Source organism: Streptomyces sp. NPDC059850, from assembly GCF_042731515.1.
Taxonomy (GTDB): Bacteria; Actinomycetota; Actinomycetes; order Streptomycetales; family Streptomycetaceae; genus Streptomyces.
In genome coordinates this window covers 43,128-61,012 of sequence record NZ_JBHWJI010000009.1, presented here as the reverse complement: position 1 = coordinate 61,012, position 17,885 = coordinate 43,128, and the positions used below count along the sequence as shown (strand labels likewise).

At 71.7% G+C, this 17,885-nt stretch carries 18 protein-coding genes and 1 pseudogene; 11 read left to right on the top strand and 8 right to left on the bottom strand.

What is annotated here, in order from left to right:
* Positions 1 to 73: 73 nt before the first annotated feature.
* The 6 genes and pseudogenes from ACFV9T_RS09645 to ACFV9T_RS09620 all read left to right on the top strand — a co-directional run bounded on the left by ACFV9T_RS09645 (position 74) and on the right by ACFV9T_RS09620 (position 5,319).
* Positions 74 to 1,444: an ABC transporter substrate-binding protein gene (locus ACFV9T_RS09645; RefSeq protein ID WP_385437978.1), complete on the top strand. Its 1,371-nt coding sequence runs from the start codon at positions 74 to 76 to the stop codon at positions 1,442 to 1,444.
* Entirely contained in the window at positions 1,441 to 2,415 is a 975-nt protein-coding gene (locus ACFV9T_RS09640; protein WP_385437976.1) for a carbohydrate ABC transporter permease, read from the top strand. Before ACFV9T_RS09645 ends, ACFV9T_RS09640 begins: the two co-directional genes overlap by 4 nt.
* On the top strand, positions 2,412 to 3,260 hold the full coding sequence (locus tag ACFV9T_RS09635; RefSeq protein WP_385437974.1) for a carbohydrate ABC transporter permease: 849 nt from the start codon (positions 2,412 to 2,414) through the stop codon (positions 3,258 to 3,260). Before ACFV9T_RS09640 ends, ACFV9T_RS09635 begins: the two co-directional genes overlap by 4 nt.
* Positions 3,261 to 3,286: 26 nt before the next feature.
* Positions 3,287 to 3,643, top strand: a pseudogene (locus tag ACFV9T_RS09630) (Gfo/Idh/MocA family oxidoreductase); the annotation flags it as partial.
* Positions 3,635 to 4,309, top strand: a complete 675-nt coding sequence (locus tag ACFV9T_RS09625) for a Gfo/Idh/MocA family protein (protein WP_385438195.1) — start codon at positions 3,635 to 3,637, stop codon at positions 4,307 to 4,309. The pseudogene ACFV9T_RS09630 and the gene ACFV9T_RS09625, both read left to right, overlap by 9 nt.
* Positions 4,306 to 5,319, top strand: coding sequence for a Gfo/Idh/MocA family protein (locus ACFV9T_RS09620; RefSeq protein WP_385437973.1), 1,014 nt, complete (start codon positions 4,306 to 4,308; stop codon positions 5,317 to 5,319). Before ACFV9T_RS09625 ends, ACFV9T_RS09620 begins: the two co-directional genes overlap by 4 nt.
* Before the next feature lie 73 nt (positions 5,320 to 5,392).
* Here ACFV9T_RS09620 and ppk2 read toward each other — a convergent pair whose 3' ends face one another.
* The 3 genes from ppk2 to ACFV9T_RS09605 are packed head-to-tail and all read right to left on the bottom strand — an operon-like array spanning position 5,393 to position 7,725.
* A complete protein-coding gene (ppk2, locus tag ACFV9T_RS09615; protein WP_385437970.1) occupies positions 5,393 to 6,286 on the bottom strand; it encodes a polyphosphate kinase 2 in 894 nt (297 codons plus the stop codon).
* A 17-nt stretch (positions 6,287 to 6,303) separates the two neighbouring features.
* Positions 6,304 to 6,537 (bottom strand): hypothetical protein, encoded by a 234-nt coding sequence (locus tag ACFV9T_RS09610; RefSeq protein ID WP_385437969.1) that lies wholly within the window; start codon positions 6,535 to 6,537, stop codon positions 6,304 to 6,306.
* 33 nt (positions 6,538 to 6,570) lie between these two features.
* Positions 6,571 to 7,725 (bottom strand): anion permease, encoded by a 1,155-nt coding sequence (locus tag ACFV9T_RS09605; RefSeq protein ID WP_385437966.1) that lies wholly within the window; start codon positions 7,723 to 7,725, stop codon positions 6,571 to 6,573.
* A 179-nt stretch (positions 7,726 to 7,904) separates the two neighbouring features.
* On the opposite strand from ACFV9T_RS09605, the gene ACFV9T_RS09600 reads away from it, so the two are divergent.
* Positions 7,905 to 8,756, top strand: a complete 852-nt coding sequence (locus ACFV9T_RS09600) for a class I SAM-dependent methyltransferase (RefSeq protein WP_385437965.1) — start codon at positions 7,905 to 7,907, stop codon at positions 8,754 to 8,756.
* Positions 8,757 to 8,920: 164 nt separating this feature from the next.
* Here ACFV9T_RS09600 and ACFV9T_RS09595 read toward each other — a convergent pair whose 3' ends face one another.
* Positions 8,921 to 9,874 carry a LysR family transcriptional regulator gene (locus tag ACFV9T_RS09595; RefSeq protein ID WP_385437962.1) on the bottom strand — a complete coding sequence of 318 codons (954 nt, stop codon included), beginning with the start codon at positions 9,872 to 9,874 and terminating at the stop codon, positions 8,921 to 8,923.
* Between the two features lie 131 nt (positions 9,875 to 10,005).
* Here ACFV9T_RS09595 and ACFV9T_RS09590 point away from each other — a divergent pair, with 131 nt between their 5' ends.
* From ACFV9T_RS09590 to ACFV9T_RS09575, 4 genes are read left to right on the top strand one after another with little or no spacing between them, the layout of a single operon-like run.
* A complete protein-coding gene (locus tag ACFV9T_RS09590; RefSeq protein WP_385437961.1) occupies positions 10,006 to 10,917 on the top strand; it encodes an ABC transporter substrate-binding protein in 912 nt (303 codons plus the stop codon).
* Complete coding sequence (locus ACFV9T_RS09585) at positions 10,914 to 11,864, top strand: amino acid ABC transporter permease (RefSeq protein ID WP_385437959.1); 951 nt, start codon at positions 10,914 to 10,916, stop codon at positions 11,862 to 11,864. Before ACFV9T_RS09590 ends, ACFV9T_RS09585 begins: the two co-directional genes overlap by 4 nt.
* Positions 11,861 to 12,625, top strand: a complete 765-nt coding sequence (locus ACFV9T_RS09580) for an amino acid ABC transporter ATP-binding protein (protein WP_385437957.1) — start codon at positions 11,861 to 11,863, stop codon at positions 12,623 to 12,625. The genes ACFV9T_RS09585 and ACFV9T_RS09580 overlap by 4 nt, the downstream gene beginning before the upstream one ends.
* Positions 12,626 to 12,669: 44 nt before the next feature.
* Positions 12,670 to 13,830, top strand: a complete 1,161-nt coding sequence (locus tag ACFV9T_RS09575) for an NAD(P)/FAD-dependent oxidoreductase (RefSeq protein WP_385437954.1) — start codon at positions 12,670 to 12,672, stop codon at positions 13,828 to 13,830.
* Between the two features lie 12 nt (positions 13,831 to 13,842).
* Here ACFV9T_RS09575 and ACFV9T_RS09570 read toward each other — a convergent pair whose 3' ends face one another.
* From ACFV9T_RS09570 to ACFV9T_RS09555, 4 genes are all read right to left on the bottom strand, one after another.
* Positions 13,843 to 14,550: a DUF2470 domain-containing protein gene (locus tag ACFV9T_RS09570; RefSeq protein WP_385437952.1), complete on the bottom strand. Its 708-nt coding sequence runs from the start codon at positions 14,548 to 14,550 to the stop codon at positions 13,843 to 13,845.
* Between the two features lie 59 nt (positions 14,551 to 14,609).
* Positions 14,610 to 15,644 (bottom strand): prolyl aminopeptidase, encoded by a 1,035-nt coding sequence (gene pip, locus ACFV9T_RS09565; RefSeq protein WP_385437949.1) that lies wholly within the window; start codon positions 15,642 to 15,644, stop codon positions 14,610 to 14,612.
* A 74-nt stretch (positions 15,645 to 15,718) separates the two neighbouring features.
* Complete coding sequence (locus tag ACFV9T_RS09560; RefSeq protein ID WP_385437947.1) at positions 15,719 to 16,960, bottom strand: glycosyltransferase; 1,242 nt, start codon at positions 16,958 to 16,960, stop codon at positions 15,719 to 15,721.
* A gap of 29 nt (positions 16,961 to 16,989) precedes the next feature.
* Entirely contained in the window at positions 16,990 to 17,862 is an 873-nt protein-coding gene (locus tag ACFV9T_RS09555; protein ID WP_385437944.1) for a TauD/TfdA dioxygenase family protein, read from the bottom strand.
* Positions 17,863 to 17,885 lie beyond the last annotated feature (23 nt).

Genomic DNA, 17,885 nt, shown 5'->3' with positions numbered 1-17,885 from the left:
AGGGCCCCGCCGCGCCCCCCGCGCCCCCTCCGCGAAGCCCGGCATCGCCTCCTCGCCGTCTCAGGAGACCCCCGTGAGACCCACCCAGTCACCCCTGTCCTCTGCGTCTTCCCTGTCCTCCACCGCCCTGTCCAGACGGGCCTTCCTCGCCGCCTCCGGCGTGGTCGGCGCCTCCGCGCTCGCCGCGTGCGGCAGCCTGACGCCCGGCTCCTCCGCCAAGAAGAGCAGCGCCGGGCCCGCCTCCACCGCCGTGCCGACCGGCAAGAAGCTCACCCTCGTGCTCGCCGACGCGGACGACACCACCATGACCCCGGGCCTGGTCAAGGCCTTCATGGCGAAGTACCCCAACATCACCATCAAGCGCCAGTACACCGGCTGGGACGACTACCTCAAGAGCATCAACACCACGATGTCCGCGGACACCGCACCCGACATCGCCCAGTTCACCTCCGGCATGCAGAACCTCGTCCGCGGCCGGCTGCTGCTCGACATGGGCGCGTACAGCCGTGCGTACGGCTGGCCGAAGAAGTTCCCGGGCCTGGACCAGATCACCTTCTCCGACGACGGCAGGACGGTAGGCACCGGGCAGCTGTACGGAGTGCCCGCCGGGCTGTCCTTCGAGGGCGTGTACTACAACAAGGCCAAGGCCCGCGAGCTGGGCTTGCGCTTCCCGCCCGCCACCGTGGACGACCTGGAGAAGATGTTCGCCAAGGCCAAGGCGGCCGGGGAGACCGCGCTCGTCGAAGGCAACCTCGACGGCGGCCTCAACCACCCCTTCAACGTCCTGCTCTCCGTCTTCATGAAGCCCGCCGACCGCGAGGCCTGGGCCTTCGGCCACAAGGGCGCCACCATCACCGGACCGGAGGCGCTGAAGGCCGCCCGGACGCTTCTGCGCTGGGTGGACGAGGGCTACGTCACGCCCAAGACCAACGGGCTCAGCGACAACGACGCCACCGCCGCCTTCGCCAAGGGCCAGGGCGTCTTCCGCATCAGCGGCAACTGGGCCGCTGCGGCCGTCGCCAAGGGCCTCGGCGACGACGCGGGCTATGTCAACGCGCCGCCCGCCACCCGGGGCGCCCCTGTCCGCACCACCGGCGCCGGGGTCTACTACTGCGTCTCCAGTAAGTGCGACAACCCCGACGTCGCCGCCGCCTTCCTGGAATTCGCCGCGAGTAAGGGCGCCGCGCCCGTCATCGCCAAGGGCGGCTTCATGGCACCCGACGCGGCCGCCATGCCCCGGCAGAGCGGACTGATCGGCGAGGTGCAGCAGGGCTGGCAGGGCATCGTCAAGGACGCCGGTCTGGAGCCGTTCATCCAGAACGCCTCAACCACGACCATGGCCGACACCCTCACCACCCAGCTCCAGCTGCTCGCCGGGGGCAAGGTCAGCGCGGAGAAGTTCCTGTCCAACCTTCAGCAGGACTACGAGAACTACCACGCATGACCGCCACCGAACGCCTCGCCACCGGAGCCCACCGCCGCCCCCGCACCCCTCACCGTCCGCGCCCCCGCCCGCACACCGCCGGGACCGTGACGACCGGCGCGGGCAGACGGCGCCGCCGCCGGGCCGTGGCGCTGCTGTACGTCCTGCCCGCCCTCCTCCCGTACACGCTCTTCGCCGTCCTCCCCGCCCTCCACACCGCCTACCTGTCGCTCTTCGACTGGGACGGCGTGACCCTGCCGTCCTTCGTCGGCCTCGACAACTACCGGCGTGTCTTCGCCGATCCGCAGCTGCGCGCCGCGGCCTGGCACGCGGGCGCGCTCATCGTGTTCTTCTCCGTTCTGCCCATCTGCCTCGGCCTGGTGTCGGCGGCCATCGTGTCCCGCCGCACCGGCCGCGGCACCGCCCTCATCCGGGCGCTGCTCTTCCTGCCCCAGGTCATCCCGCTGGTCGCGGTCGCCATCATCTGGCGCTGGGTGTACGCCGAGGACGGCACCCTCAACCAGGGGCTGCGCGCCATCGGCCTCGGGCGGCTCGCCGACTCGTGGCTGGGCAGCTTCACCTGGGCGCTGCCCGCCGTCGGGCTCATCGGCACCTGGGTGGTCTCCGGCCTGTGCATGGTCCTCTTCCTGTCCGGGACCCAGCGCATCGACCAGGAGATCTACGAGGCGGCCCGCATGGACGGGGCGGGCCCGATCCGCGAGTTCCGGTCCATCACCGTCCCGCTGCTGCGGCCCGAGATCGCGGTCGCCCTGTCGATCACCGTGATCGCCGCGCTCTCCAGCTTCGACCTCATCTACATCACCACCGGCGGCGGCCCGGGCAACACCACCGTCGTCCCCGGCATCCTCATCTACCGCCTCGCCTTCGGCGGCGGCGCCGTCGGTCTCGCCAGCGCCCTGGCCGTCGTCCTCACCGCCGTCATCTCGGTGGCCGTCCTCGTGATCAACCGGCTCGCCAGGGAGGCCCCGTGACCACCGCCACCGAGGCCGCTACAGCCCGTCCGGCCACCAGGGGCATCGCGGCGCCCGCCGTGCTCGCCGTCTTCCTGGCCGTCGTCCTGATCCCGTTCCTCTCCCTGCTGCTGGCCGCGCTCCAGCCCGCCAGTACGCCGCTCACCGGCTTCGCCTGGCCGAAGGGCATCCACCTGGAGAACTTCGGCCACGCCTGGTCCGCCGCCGGATTCGGCACCCTGCTGCGGTCCAGCGCGCTGATCGCGCTCAGCGTCGTGCCCGCCGCCGTCGTGTGCGCGACCCTGGCCGGATACGCGCTCGCCACCATGGAGGTCCCAGGGCGCGGCAAGCTCTACGCGTACCTGCTGCTCGGCCTGGCCATCCCGGTCGAGGTCACCGTCATCCCGCTCTACTACGACCTGCGGGCCGTCGGGCTCACCAACACCGTGCCGGGCCTGGCCCTCGCCGAGATCGGCGCGTTCATGCCGTTCGGCGTGTTCTGGATGCGGGCGCACTTCGCGACCATGCCGCGCAGCCTCATCGAGGCCGCCCGGCTGGACGGCGCCTCGTCCTGGGCCACGCTGTGGCGGGTGCTGCTGCCCAGCTCCCGCCCGGCCGTGACCACCCTCGGCGTTCTCTACTTCGTCTGGAGCTGGAACCAGTTCCTGCTGCCGCTGGTGCTGATCCAGGACCCGGGCCGACGCACCGCGCCCGCCGGACTCGGCCTGTTCACCGGCCAGTACGAGGTCGACATCCCGCTCCTCGCGGCGGCCACGCTGATCGTGATCGCCCCCGTCGTCCTCGTCTACCTCTTCTTCCAGCGGCACTTCATCAACGGAGTGCTCAGCGGCGCCCTCAAAGGCTAGACACCCCCACCGGCCAGAGGCCTCTTGAACGGCTAGGAAAGTCCATGGCAGAACTCGACATCGCGCTGATCGGCGCGGGCGGCATCGCCCGCACCCACCTGCCCGCCTGGGCCGCGCTCGGCGCCCGCGTACGCGTCTACGCGCCCGACCCCCACACCGCCACGCTCGCCCATGAATTCGGCGCCACCACCGCCGACTCGCTGCACGACGCGATCAGCGGCGCCGACGCGGTGGACATCTGCACCCCCACCGACACCCACCACGGCATCGCGCTCGCCGCCATCGCAGCGGGCGCCCACGTCCTGTGCGAGAAGCCGCTCGCGCTGAGCGGCGCCGATGCCGAGGAGATGGCGGACGCCGCCGACGCCGCCGGGGTGCGGCTCTACCCCGGCCACGTGGTGCGCTACTTCCCCGCCTACACCCGGCTCCGGGCCGCCGTCGCGGACGGCGAAGTCGGCCGCGTCGCGGTCGCCCGCTTCACCCGCACCGGCCGCTACCCCACCTGGAGCCGCTGGTTCGCCGACCCCGCGCGCTCCGGCGGCATCCTGATCGACCAGATGATCCACGACCTGGACATCGCCCGCTGGCTGTTCGGCGAGGTCGTACGGGTCCACGCCTACCAGCGCGGCCACTTGTCCGCCCCCGCCCCGGCCGGGGCGGTCGCCACCGGAGGCGCGGTCCTCACCCACGAGGGCGGTGTCATCAGCCAGGTCGTGGGCGTCTGGGCGCCCCCGGCCACCCGGTTCCGTACCACCTTCCACGTGGCCGGGACCGGCGGGACCGTACGCTACGACTCGCTCGCGGCGCCCGGCCTGCGCGTCACCGGCATCGTGGCCGAGGAGGACGGCATCCCGGCCGGTGACTTCGGCGAGTCCCCCTACCTCACCCAGATACGCGAGTTCGCCGAGGCGTTCGCGGGCGGCCCACCGCCCCGGGTGAGCGCCCGCGACGGCGTGGCCGCCGTCCGTATCGCCGAGGCCGCAGCCCTCTCCGCCCGCACGGGCCGCGCCGTCGAGCTGACCGCCCCCAAGGAAGGAGCCACCACGTGAGGGTCGCCGTACTGTCCTTCGCCCATGTCCACGCGGCGACCTACATCGAGCTGCTGCGCGACCGCGACGGCATCGACCTGATCACCGCCGACCCCGATGCCCCGCCCGGCGACCCCACCCGCGGCCGCGCCCTCGCCGAAGGGCTCGGGGTGCCGTACGCGGACAGCTGGGACGAGGCCTTCTCGCCGCCCCCCGACGCGGTCGTGGTGTGCAGCGAGAACGCCCGCCACCGGCCCCTGGTCGAGCGCGCGGCGGCGGCCGGTGCCCAGGTGCTCTGCGAGAAGCCGCTCGCCACCACGGAGGCGGACGCCCGCGCCATGATCGACGCCTGCGCACGCGCCGGGGTCGGCCTGATGACCGCCTACCCCGTACGGTTCAGCCCGGCCTTCGAAACCCTCCACCGCTCCCTGGCCGACGGCTCCCTCGGGGGCCTCGTCAGTGTCCACGGCACCAACAACGGCACCAACCCCGCCCGGGTCCGCCGCTGGTTCGCCGATCCGGCCCTCGCGGGCGGCGGTGCGGTCATGGACCACACCGTGCACCTCGCCGACCTGATGGACGTCCTGCTCCACGGCGAACCGGCCGCCGAGGTATACGCCCAGGCCAACACCGTCCTCGACGCCGACTCGCCCGTCGAGACGGCGGGCCTGGTCACCATCCGCTACCCGAGCGGCGCCGTCGCCACCATCGACTGCAGCTGGAGCCAGCCCCCGGCCCACCCCACCTGGGGAGGGCTGACCCTGACCTGCGTGGGGGAGCGCGCCATCGTCGAGTTCGACGCCTTCCCCCGGCTGCTCGGCGGCTTCGACTCGGTGGACGGCCGCGCCCGCTGGGAACCCGGCGGCACCGACCTGGACGCCGCCATGCTGGACGAGTTCCTCGACGCCGCCCGCACCCGGCGGCGCCCGGCCCCCGACGGCGAGGCGGGCCTGCGCACCCTGCGCATCGTCCTGGCCGCCTACGACTCGCTGCGCACCGGCCGCCCCGCCGCCGTCGCCGCACACCCGTGAGAACACGCCGAAGGGGCCCGGCCACTTCCCCGCAGGCCGGGCCCCTTCGGCGCGATGGCGCCGCCAGCGCGCGTCAGCGCACGTCTTCGCCCTCCTCCAGCAGACCCGCCGCCGCGCCCACGATGCGCGGATCGGCGGTGCCGACCACCTCCGCGTCCTTGTCGGCGTAGTCGAAGCGGTCGAGCACGCTGCGCATGGCCTCGACACGGGCCCGCTTCTTGTCGTTGCTCCTGACCACCGTCCAGGGCGCGTGTTCCGTGTCCGTCTCGCGGAACATGGCGACCTTCGCGGCGGTGTAGTCGTCCCAGCGGTCCAGCGAGGCCAGGTCCATCGGGCTGAGCTTCCACTGCCGTACGGGGTCCACCTGGCGGATCGTGAAGCGGGTGCGCTGCTCGCTCTGGGACACCGAGAACCAGAACTTCACCAGGTCCACGCCGTCGTCCACGAGCATCCGCTCGAACATCGGCGCCTGGCGCATGAAGCGCTGGTACTCGTCCTCCGCGCAGAAGCCCATGACCCGCTCGACACCGGCCCGGTTGTACCAGGACCGGTCGAAGAGCACGATCTCGCCCGCGGTCGGCAGATGCTCCACGTACCGCTGAAAGTACCACTGGCCGCGCTCGCGCTCGGTCGGCTTCTCCAGCGCCACGACCCGTGCGCCGCGCGGGTTGAGGTGCTCGGTGAAGCGCTTGATCGTGCCGCCCTTGCCCGCCGCGTCCCGGCCCTCGAAGACGATGACGAGACGGCGTCCGGTCTCCTTGATCCAGCTCTGCAGCTTCAGCAGTTCTATCTGCTGCAGCCGCTTGTGCCACTCGTACTCCGGGCGCTCCATGCGCCGCGCGTACGGATAGTTCTCCCGCCAGGTGTCGACCGGGCTTCCGTCCGGCCGGATGAGTACGGGGTCGTCGTGGTCGCTGTAGTCGACCCGCAGGTCGGCCAGCTCGGACAGCAAGGGCGGTGTCGTCATCCGGTCTTCCTTTCGCCTCAGTGGAACTGCGGCACGATCAGATAGATTCCGTACGCCACCACCGCCGCGCACGCGGCGAAGCACAGGCCGGCCTGGGTGAGGCCGAGGGTGGAGCCGGTGCCGTTCTCCTCACGGGCCGCCTCGACGCGGGCGAGGCCCAGGACGCCGAGGGCGAAGACGGTGACCACGGCGACGGTGACGCCGATGCTCACCGCGGCGACCTGACCGAGTGCGTTCCAGTCGAGATGCATCGTTTCTTCAACTCTCCGTGATTCGAAAGGAACTTACGCGGCCGTGCCGACAGCGGTCGGCTGGTCGGTGCGGAGGGTGACCTCGTGGGTGTCGTTCACATTCTGGGCGTGCACGGGGTTCTTGCGCGAGAGTGCGACGATGCCGGCGGCGAGGGCCGCGCCGACCAGGGCGACGACCGCCGCGCCGATGTTCCCGCCGTTGGTGACCACGCTCGCGGAGACGCCACCGACCACCGCGGCGGCGGGCAGCGTGACCATCCAGGCGATGACCATGCGGCCCGCGACGCCCCAGCGCACCTCCGCCAGCCTGCGGCCCAGCCCCGCGCCGAGGATGCTGCCGGAGGCGACCTGGGTGGTGGACAGGGCGAAGCCGAGGTGCGCGGAGGTGAGGATGACGGTGGTGGAGGCGGTCTCGGCGGCGAAGCCCTGCGGCGACTGGATCTCGGTGAGGCCCTTGCCCATGGTGCGGATGATCCGCCAGCCGCCCAGGTAGGTGCCGAGGCCGATGGCGAGCCCCGCGGCGGCGATCACCCACAGCGGCGGACCGGCGTCATGGCCGAGCGCGCCCGCCGAGATCAGGGTCAGCGTGATGACGCCCATGGTCTTCTGCGCGTCGTTCGTGCCGTGTGCGAGGGAGACCAGCGAGGCCGAGGCGATCTGACCGACCCGGAAGCCCTTGGTCACCGACTTCTTACGGGCGCGGTCGGTGAGCCGGTACGCGAGGTAGGTGGCCAGCAGCGCGGCGACACCGGCCACGAGCGGCGAGGCCACCGCCGGGATCAGCACCTTCTCGACGACCTTGTCGAAGTGCACACCATGGGAGCCCGCCCCGACCCACACGGCCCCGATCAGCCCGCCGAACAGGGCGTGCGACGAACTCGACGGCAGCCCGACCAGCCAGGTCAGCAGATTCCAGAGGATGGCCCCGACCAGCCCGGCGAAGATCATCCCTGGACTGACCAGGGCGTCGTCGACGATACCGCCGGAGATGGTCTTGGCGACCTCGGTGGACAGGAAGGCACCGACGACGTTGAGCACACCGCTCACCAGAACCGCCGTTCTGGGGGTGAGCGCGCCGGTGGCGATGGAGGTCGCCATCGCGTTGGCCGTGTCGTGGAATCCGTTGGTGAAGTCGAAGGCGAGGGCCGTGACGATGACGACCGCCACCAGGAAGGTGATGTGGTCCATTCCTGTATGCAAACAAGCTCAGGCCAATGCCCAGCGAACGCGTGGCAAAAGAAGTACAAGGACGCCGCGCGGGTCGTGCCGCCCTGGCGCAGACCGGCGGCGACCTGAATCAGTCCCGCCTGCCCCATAGCTAGTTCCACTCATCAGGCCCCTTGGAATCGTTCATCTAGGCTGGCGCGGTGACTGATGAGCAGGAGCGGGTGCAGCCGTCGGGAGTGTGGGCCACTGCAGTGGGGGTGGCCAGAGTGCGGGCGCTGGAGACTGAGCGGGAGAACGCGCTGTTCCGCGACCCACTGGCACAGGCCTTCGCCACCGCCGGCGGTCTGTGGCCCTGCTCGCCGCCGCTGCCCGACGACGAGGCCGCGCGACGCCGCCGGCTGGCAGTGTCGTTCTCCATCGTCATCAGGACGAAGTTCCTCGACGACCTGTTGCAGCAGGCCTCCGCGTCCGGGGTCCGGCAGGTCGTGCTGCTCGGCGCCGGCATGGACAGCCGGGCTTTCCGGATGGACTGGCCCGAGGGCACCCGGCTGTTCGAGGTCGACACCGCCGCCCCACTGGACTTCAAGGCTTCGGTGCTGCGCCAGGAACGGGCCGTCGCGCGTTGCGAGCGGATCACCGTCGCGGTGGATCTGCGTGAGGACTGGCCAGGCGCGCTGGCCGCCGCGGGGCACGACCCGGCCGCGCCGACCGCGTGGATCGCCGAAGGACTACTGATCTATCTGCCCGAGGACGCGGTGGAGCTGTTGCTCGCCCGGATCAGCACGCAGTCGGCGGCGGGCAGTCGGATGGGGCTGACGTTGGGCTCGCCCGGCGTGATCGAGCGCTTCGGCGCGGATGCCGTGCCGGGGTCGGCGGCGTCCATGTGGGTCTCGGAGATGCCCGACGACCCGGTCGGCTGGCTGGCCGGGCACGGTTGGGAGGCCGACAGCCACACCCTGCGCGAGCGCGCTGCCGCCTACGGCCGCCCGATCAGCACCCCGCCGCAGCGCGAGGAGCGGCCCGGCGGACTGATCTCGGCGGTCCGCCGGTAGAGCGCCTCCCGGTTCCCTGGATGATCGATTCCAAGCGGGCCTGATGAGTGGAGCGGTGTCGGTCGGTCTTGCACTCGCGGGCCAAGGCGGTCGACCTGGGTTGGCCTTGGTGGAGTAGCTGTCCGCCTTGATCCTTACACGGTCAGGCCGGGCGTCGGCACGCGTTATCCGGTGACCGTGTGGCACTCCGCGTCGCCCCGCTCCGGCAGGGCGGCCGCGGCGGTGTGCAGGAGGGCGAGGGCCTGGGGGAGGAACGGATTGGGGTCGCTGGTACGGCGGGTGGCGTAGACCCGGCGGGTGTGGGTCGGGTCGGTGAGCCGGACGAGGTGGGTGCCGGAGGCGTCGGGTGAGGCGGAGGTGTCCGCGATGGCGAGTTCCGGTGCGATCGCCACCCCCAGGCCCTGCCGGACCAGCTCGTAGGGCAGGTTGTAGTCGTTGGTACGGAAGAGCACCTCGGGCAGGAAGCCACCGGCCGCGCAGATGTGGCGCAGGCAGCGGGCGGCGTCGGTGTCCTCGTGGTAGCTGATCCAGCGCTCGTCCCGCAGATCGGCGAGGCGGATGTGGCGCCGTCCGGCGAGGGGGTGTCCGGCGGGGAGGAGGACGTACAGCGGCTCTTCCCGCACCAGCGTGTGGTCGAGGCCATCGGGCCAGCTGTGCGGCACCACGCCGTATTCGAAGATCACGGCGAGATCCAGCCGCCCCTCCACCACCGCGGGCACGGTGACCTGCGGGTCGCCTTCCTCGTAGCGGACGTCGACCTCCGGCCGGTCGCGGAGGAACCCCGTCAGCACCGTCGGCACCAGCCGGAACCCCGCGGACCAGAAGCTGCCCAGCCGCAGCCGTCCCCGCTCGGCGGCCGCGTAGGCGCGCATCTCGTTCTCCGTCGCCGACAGGTCGGCCAGCAGGCGGCCCGCGCGCCGGGCGAGCTGGAGCCCGGCGGGAGTGGGGCGCACGCTGCGCGGCGAGCGCTCGAAGAGGGCGACGCCCAGGGCGCGCTCGATGGTCGAGATCTGCTGGGAGACGGCGGAGGGCGTGTAGCCGAGGCGCTGGGCTGCGGAACGGAACGAGCCCGCCGCGACCACCTCGCATATCGCCTGGAGCTGCGGCGGGGTCAGCATCAAAGGAAGTTAACACTCCGCGTGGAAACGTTCATTCTCCCTGTTCTTGCCCGAGCCACCGCCATCCCGCAGATTGGGCGGTCACCAGCCCCGTGCCGGTCCCCTGACCAGCAGCCCAGAAGGGAGGCATCATGCCCGGAAGGCAGGCGCGAGCCCGCGCCACCGCACTTCCCCTCGCGCTCGCGGCACTGCTCACGCCGACCGTGACGGCGTGCGGCGGCACCACGACCGTCAACCAGTCCAAGGTGCCCGAGCAGCGCGTCGACCCCGCACTCCGTGCCTTGCTCCCACAGGACATCCGCGGCAAGGGGTCCCTCACTTCGGCTGTCGGCAACGACTACCCGCCGCTGTCCCTCCTGGACATCGACAACAAGACCGTCATCGGCGCCGAACCCGACCTCATCCGCGCGGTCGGCCAGGTCCTCGGCCTCCGGGTCCACCTGGTGCAGGCGAACTTCGACAGCATCATCGGCGGTGTCCGGTCCCACCGCTACGACGTGGCGATCCAGGCCATGCTCGACAAGAAGGAGCGCCAGGCACAGGTCACGTTCGTCGACTACATGAAGACCAGCAGCTCGATCCTCGCCTCCGAAAAGGCCGCCGGGAACATCCGCTCGCTGGCCAGCCTGTGCGGCAGCCAGGTCGCCGTCGAGCAGGGCACCTCACAGGTGGACGACGTGGCGGCGCAGGCGAAGAAGTGTGCGGCGGACGGCAAGCCCGAGCTGGAGAGCCTGGTCTTCCCCGACTCCGTCGGCTGCTTCCAGGCGCTGTCCACCGGCCGCGCCGACGCGTTCGTCGGCGGCACCCCCACCGTCGTCTACCAGGCCGAGATGTCCCACGGCAGGTTCCGCACGGCCGGTGAGCCGTACCGCTTCCTGCCCTACGGAATCCTGATCAACAAGGAGGAGCGGACCTTGGTCCGGGCAATCCGCGGTGCCCTGCAGAAACTCATGGACAACGGCACGTACGCGAAGATCCTCAAGGCATGGAACATCTCCTCCGGGGCCCTGAAGCGCGCCACGGTGAACGGGAGCGCGGCATGACCGAGACCCTCACCCGGAAGGACTCCGGCGGCACCGGATCCGGACCCGCCGCCGAGGCCGTACACGCCGTCCCGGTGCGCCGCCCGGGGCTGCGCGTCGCCGCGGTCGCCGTGACGTTCCTGATGGTCTTCCTCCTGGAGGGCTGGATCACCAATCCCCGTATGCAGTGGGGGACCGTCGGCGAATTCCTCTTCTCGCCGGTGATCATGGAGGGGCTGCGGACCACGCTGCTGCTGACCGTCCTCGCCATGGCGGTCGGCATCGTCGGCGGTGTCGTCCTCGCCGTCCTGCGGATGTCCGCCAACCCGATACTGTCCCGGCTGAGCTGGTGCTACATCTGGCTCTTCCGTGGCACACCGCTGCTGGTCCAGCTCCTCTTCTGGTACTTCCTCTCCGCGATCGTCCCCACCATCGGCCTCGGCATCCCCTGGGGACCGACGTTCGTGGAAGCCGAGACGAACGTCCTCATCACCCAGCTCACCGCCGCCGTCCTCGGCCTCGGGCTGCACGAGGCGGCGTACATGGCCGAGATCGTCCGCGCGGGCATCACCTCCGTCGACGACGGCCAGAGCGAGGCCGCCCAGGCGCTGGGCATGTCCCGCGGGCAGACCCTGCGCCGCATCGTGCTGCCGCAGGCGCTGCGCATCATCATCCCGCCCACCGGCAATCAGGCGATCTCCATGCTGAAGACCACCTCGCTGGTCTTCGCCATCGCCGTGCCCGAGCTGCTGACCTCCATCCAGGGCATCTACTCGCGCAACTTCCAGCAGGTGCCGCTGCTGGTCGTCGCCTGCTTCTGGTACCTCGTGGCCACGTCCGTCCTCAACATCGGCCAGTACTACCTGGAGCGGCGCTTCGGCCGCGGCACCAGCCGCGCCCTGCCGCCCACCCCGCTCCAGCGGCTGCGCGCCGCGGCCCGCAAACACCGAGAGGAGAGCGCACGTTGACCCCCGCAGTGATCAGAGCCGAGAGCGTGCACAAGAGCTTCGGCCGCACCGACGTACTCAAAGGCATCGACCTGACCGTCGCCCCCGGTGAGGTGATGTGCCTGGTGGGCCCCTCCGGGTCCGGCAAGTCCACCTTCCTGCGCTGTATCAACCACCTGGAGACCATCGACCGGGGGCGCCTGTACGTCCGCGACGAGCTGGTCGGCTACGAAGAGCGGGACGGCAAGCTCCACGAACTGAGCGACAAGGCCGTCTCCCGGCGCCGCCGGGGCATCGGCATGGTCTTCCAGCGCTTCAACCTCTTCCCGCACATGACCGCCCTGGAAAACGTCATCGAGGCGCCCGTCCGGGTCAGGAAGGAACCGAAGGGGCAAGCACGGATACGCGGTGCGGAACTCCTCGACCGCGTCGGCCTCGCCGACAAGAGGCACAGCTACCCCGCCCAGCTCTCCGGCGGCCAGCAGCAGCGGGTGGCCATCGCCCGCGCCCTGGCGATGAAGCCCGAATTGATGCTGTTCGATGAGCCCACCTCCGCGCTCGACCCCGAACTCGTCGGAGAGGTGCTGGAGGTGATGCGAGGGCTCGCCGAGGACGGCATGACCATGGTCGTCGTCACCCACGAGATGGGCTTCGCCCGCGAGGTCGGCGACTCGCTGGTGTTCATGGACGACGGCGCCGTCATCGAGACCGGCCCCCCGGCGGACGTGCTGAGCGACCCGCGCCACGAACGCACCCGCGCCTTCCTCAGCAAGGTCCTCTGAACCGCCCGGCAATCGACCCTCCGCAAGCCACCGAAGGAGTCTCCATGACCCGTGCCCTCGTCATCGGCGCCGGAGTGATCGGCGCCGCCACCGCCCACCGCCTGGCCGAGGCAGGCGTCGGCGTCACCGTGCTCGACGCGGGCGGCCCCACCCCGGGCACCTCCAGCGCCACCTTCTCCATCGACGTCACCCACCTGAAGACCCCCCACTCCTACTTCCTGCTCAACCAGCGCAGCGCCGCGCTCCACCGGGAACTGGAGCAGGAGGTCCACGCCCGCACCGGAGCCCCCGGCTGGCGCCACCGCGCACCGCTCGTCCAGTGGGGCCACACCGAGGAGGAACAGCGCACCCTCCGCGCGCGGGCCGAGCGGCTGGCCGACTGGGGACACCCCTGCCGCACCGCGGACCCCGGCGAACTGCGCACGCTCGCGCCCGCCGTCGCCCCCGCCTCCTGCCGCGCCACCGAACTCGTCGTGCACGACGACGCCACCTGGTACGAGGCCCCCCTCCTCGCGCGCACCCTCCTCGACCGGGCCGCGGCCCTGGGCGCCGACATCCGCTACGACACTCCCGTCACCGCCCTGCTGCGGGATGGTGAACGGGTGCGCGGCGCCGAGGCGCGGGGCCGCCACTTCGAGGCCGACCACGTCGTCAACTGCGCGGGACCCGACGCCGGACGTATCGCCGCACTGGCCGGGATACGGCTGCCGCTGCGCCAGATCCCCGGTCTGGTGGGCGAGTCCGTACCCCTCGCCGAGCCGCTGCGCGCCATCGTCGCCACCCCCGGCGTCGATCTGCGCCCCGCCCCGGGCAACCGGGTCTGCGCCATCTCCTGGCCGGTCGACGCCCTCCTCGCCCCGACCCCGGCCACCCAGGTGCCGCCCGAGGCGGATCTCCTCGGCCGGTGCGCCGAGATCCTGCCCGCCTTCCGCGCCCTGGCAGGCACCCGGATCGGCGTCCGCCCCGTTCCCGAAGACGGCCTTCCCCTGGTCGGCCCGCACCTCGACGCACCCGGCCTCTACACCATCGCCACCCACAGCGGTGTCACCCTCGCCCCGCTCCTGGCCGCCCTCGCCGCCGGGGAACTCACCACCGCCACCCCCGAACCCGCCCTGGCCCCCTACCGCCCCGACCGCGACACCTCACAGCCCATCCGCGATGAGAGCCTGGCCGTGATGAGCGGCCACCGCACCGAAGCCGGTTGACGCGCCGGTGGCTCAGGCCAGCAGGTTGCCCGTGTGGGAGAGGCGGCGCGCCGTGGTCAGCAGGGCGTGGATCTGCGGTCCGGCCTGGTTGATGTCGGTCACGGCGGTTTTGAACGGCAGCCGCACATCGTGGTGGGTGCGGGAGTATTCGAGGCGCAGGGTGAGGCCGTAGCGGTCCATCGCCACCGGGAGGGCGCGCACCATGCCCTTCTCCGGGTGCGGGTGGATGAGGCGCAGCAGCAGCGGGACGAGTTCGCTGTGGTCGTCCACGAGGTGGGTCAGCATGCTCGCCTCGCTGGTCGCGATGGGGTCGAGCGGTGCCGCCTGGAGGGTGTGGAGGGTGACGTAGTCGCGCCCGTCGGCGCTTTCGAGGACCGCCTGGCCGAACTCCAGGCAGGTGCTCTCCGTGGACTCCGCGTCGTACGGGGCGGACAGCAGCCCGGTCACCGTGACGCGGGCGCGGAGGCGGTCGCGTACGGGCGTGGGGGCGATGTCGGTGAGTTCCAGCCGGACCGGCACGCGCATCGTGGTCTGGGCGCCCGGGGTGCCCTCGAACGGCGGGTGGAGGTGGAAGTGGCCCATCGCCCCCGTGCCGTCGAGACGGCGCACTTCGGTGCTGGTTCCGTCGCTCACCACCGACATTGAGTGGGCGGCGGCGAGGATCGACCGGACTCGCTCGGCGGCGGTCGGGGTAGTGGGGCGGGGGGCGAAAGGACGCATCCGGGGGCTCCAGGCGCGGATAGGGCGGACACCAAGCGAACGACTTAGGTATGCCTAACCTAACCTACTGGGCGGGATTCGGGTAGTCCCGAGGGGTGCGTTGGGGGCCAGTTGCTGCCGTTGTCTCCCGAATTGGGCTGTCTTCCGAAACGGGCGATGGCTTCGAGGATCGCGTCCCGCATCGCGGGACTGCCCGTGTGCCCCGAATCGTCGATCACCTTCAACTCCGCGTCCGGCCACGCCTTGGCCAGCTCCCACGCGGTCTTCAGCGGACTGCCCAGGTCGAGCCGCCCATGGATCAGTACCGCCGGGATCCCCGCCAGCCGGTGCGCGTCCCGCAGCAGTTGCCCGTCCTCCAGCCAGGCGTCGTGGGCGAAGTAGTGCGCGCAGATCCGTACGAAGGCCATCAGCGCGTCGTCGGGTTTGTCGCTGTAGTAGCCCGGACTGCCGAGCACCTCGTGGGCGATGACCGCGTCCTCCCACGCACACCAGTCCCGGGCCGCCTTGACCCGGACCGCCTCGTCCGGGCTGTTCAGCAGCCGGTCGTAGGCGGCCACGAGATCGCCGCCGCGCTCCGGCGGTGGCAGCGCGTCACGGAACGCCTCCCAGGGGCCGGGCAGCAGGCGTCCCACGCCCCGGTAGAGCCAGTCGGTCTCCTCCGGCCGGGTCGTGGTGACGCCCGCGATGACGATCTCGGAGACCCGCTCGGGGTAGCGCTCCGCGTAGGCCAGGATCAGCGTCGAGCCCCAGGAGCCGCCGTGGAGGAGCCAGCGCTCGATGCCCAGGTGTTCGCGGAGCCGCTCCATGTCGGCGATGAGGTGGTGGGTGGTGTTGTGTTCGAGACCGACCGCCGGGTCGGAGGCATGCGGCCTGCTCTCACCGCAGCCGCGCTGGTCGAACAGGACGACCCGGTAGACCTCGGGGTCGAACAGCGTGCGGCTGCCACGGCGCCCGCCGCTGCCGGGACCGCCGTGCACGCACAGCGCCGCCTTCCCCTCGGGGCTGCCACTAATCTCCCAGTGGATCCGGTGGCCGTCGCCGACGTCGAGGAGTCCCTGTGCGTCCGGTTCGGTGGGCGGGAAGGGCTGGGCCATGGCGGTCTCCTCCTGCTGGGCGCGGCGGACAACCTCGCGAGGTTAGCGGACCACTGCCACCCCTCACGCGTGATTTACGCGGACTTGGGCCGCCTTCCCTGGGCGACCGTGTCGAGCAGCAGTCGCGCGGCCACCGCCGCTCCGTCGGTGCGGACCGTGGCGGCCACGGCGGCCGCCCGTGCGCGGGTCCCCTGGGCCAGCGCCGTCCTGAGCGCGGCGGACAGGGACGCGGTGGTCGGGACCGGGCCGTCGTGTGCCGCGCCGATGCCGAGCGCGGCCACCCGGCCCGCCCAGTACGGCTGGTCCACCATCTGCGGTACCACCACCTGCGGCGCACCGGCCCGGGCGGCCGCCGCCGTCGTGCCCGCGCCGCCGTGGTGCACGACGGCGGCCACCCGGGGGAACAGGGCCCGCAGGTTGACCTCGCCGACGACGTGGCAGTCCGCCCGCTCGTCGGTCAGGTCCAGGTCCGGGTCCAGGTCCGCCCAGCCGCGCGAGACGAGGACGCGGCGGCCCTGCGCGCGGACCGCCGCGACGGCCACCCGGGCCACGTCCTGCGGGGCGCGCATGCTGCCGAAGCCCACGTACACCGGCGGTGTTCCGGCGTCCAGGAACGCCTCCAGCGCTGCCGGGAGCGGGCGTTCGTCCGGCAGGACCCACGCACCGGTCTGTACGACGGTGAGGCCCGCCGTCTCCCGCCACGGGCCCAGGACGGGGTCCGCCGCCAGCCACGGGCGGCCGGTGAACACATGGCCGCGTACGTCGTCCACCGGTGGCAGGCCGATCGCCGCGCGCTGGGTGCCCAGCGCCACGCCGAACAGCTCGTTGAGGTGCCGGGCGTCCAGGTCCCACAGCGCCCGGTTGCCGGTGACGTCCGGTGGGAACGGCAGGCCCTCCCGTGGCGGTGGCGGGTGGTGCGGCGACGGCAGGGCGATGGGCTGGTAGCTCACGTACACGTACGGGATGCCCAGCTTCTCGGCCACCGACCGCGCGGCGACCTGTGCCATCCCCGCCGCCACCAGCGCGTCGCATCCCTCGGCCGCCGAGGCGAGGGTGCCGAACTGCGCGGCCACCAGCTCCACACGGAGCCGGGACAGATCCGCCGCCGAGGGCGGCGCCACTCCGTGCATCAGCGGACGCACCGGCTCGCCGACCGGCACCAGCGGTACGCCGACACCGGCCAGCAGCTCGGCGAACTCCGCGTCCGGTGGCGCGCACACCCGCACCTCCGCGCCGAGCGCGCGCAACCGCACCGCGAGCGCGGCCATCGGTTCGACGTCCCCGCGCGACCCGTACGCCGACAGCACCACACGCATCCGGAACTCTCTCCTCGCCGTAGGCGGGCTCAGCTCTTGAGCGGGCCGCCGTTGATCGCCACCCGGCGGCCGTAGCGGGTGTGCGGGTAGTAGTCGTAGACCGCGTGGTGCTGGACGCAGCGGTTGTCCCAGAACACCAGGGTGTGGGGCTCCCAGCGCACCCGGCAGAAGAGCAGCGGGCGTTCCGCGACCACCTTGAAGAGCAGGTCCAGCACGGCCCGGCTCTCGTCGGCCGACAGCTGCGGGATGCGGTCGGTGTAGGCGGGGTTGACGTACAGGACCGGGCGGTCGGTCTCCGGGTGCCGGACCACCAGCGGGTGTTCGGATGTCGGCGCCACGTAGTCCGGCGGCAGGGTGTACCCCTTGAGCGACAGCCCGCCGTCGTGCAGCGCGGTCAGCCCGTCCAGCATGGCGCGCAGCGTGGGGGAGAGCATGTCGTAGGCCAGATGCATGTTGGCGAACAGGGTGTCGCCGCCGCAGTCCGGCTCCGGCGTCCGGATGATGTGCAGCATCGAGCCGAGCGACGGCTCCTGGTCCGCGGTGCCGTCGGCGTGCCAGCCGTTGCCCGCCACGTTGCTGGCCTCGGCGCTGGTGCGGATCTCCAGGACGTACGGGTCGCCCTCCGGTGGCGGCGGGTTGACCGGGCGGAGTTCGCCGAAGTGGCGGGCGAACCGCTTGTGGTCGTCGACGCTGATGTCCTGGCCTCGGAAGACCAGCACATGGTGGTCGAGGAAGGCGCGCCGGACCTCGGCCAGCTGCTCGTCGGTCAGCTCCCGGGTGAGGTCCAGACCCGAGACCTCGGCACCGATGACCGGGGTGAGCGGCGCCACCTCGATGTTCCGGTACGTGTGCTGTGGCCGGGTGGTGATCCGCTTGATGGCGTCGAGTTCGTACGCTTCCATGGCTCTCCCTGCTGGGTACGGCG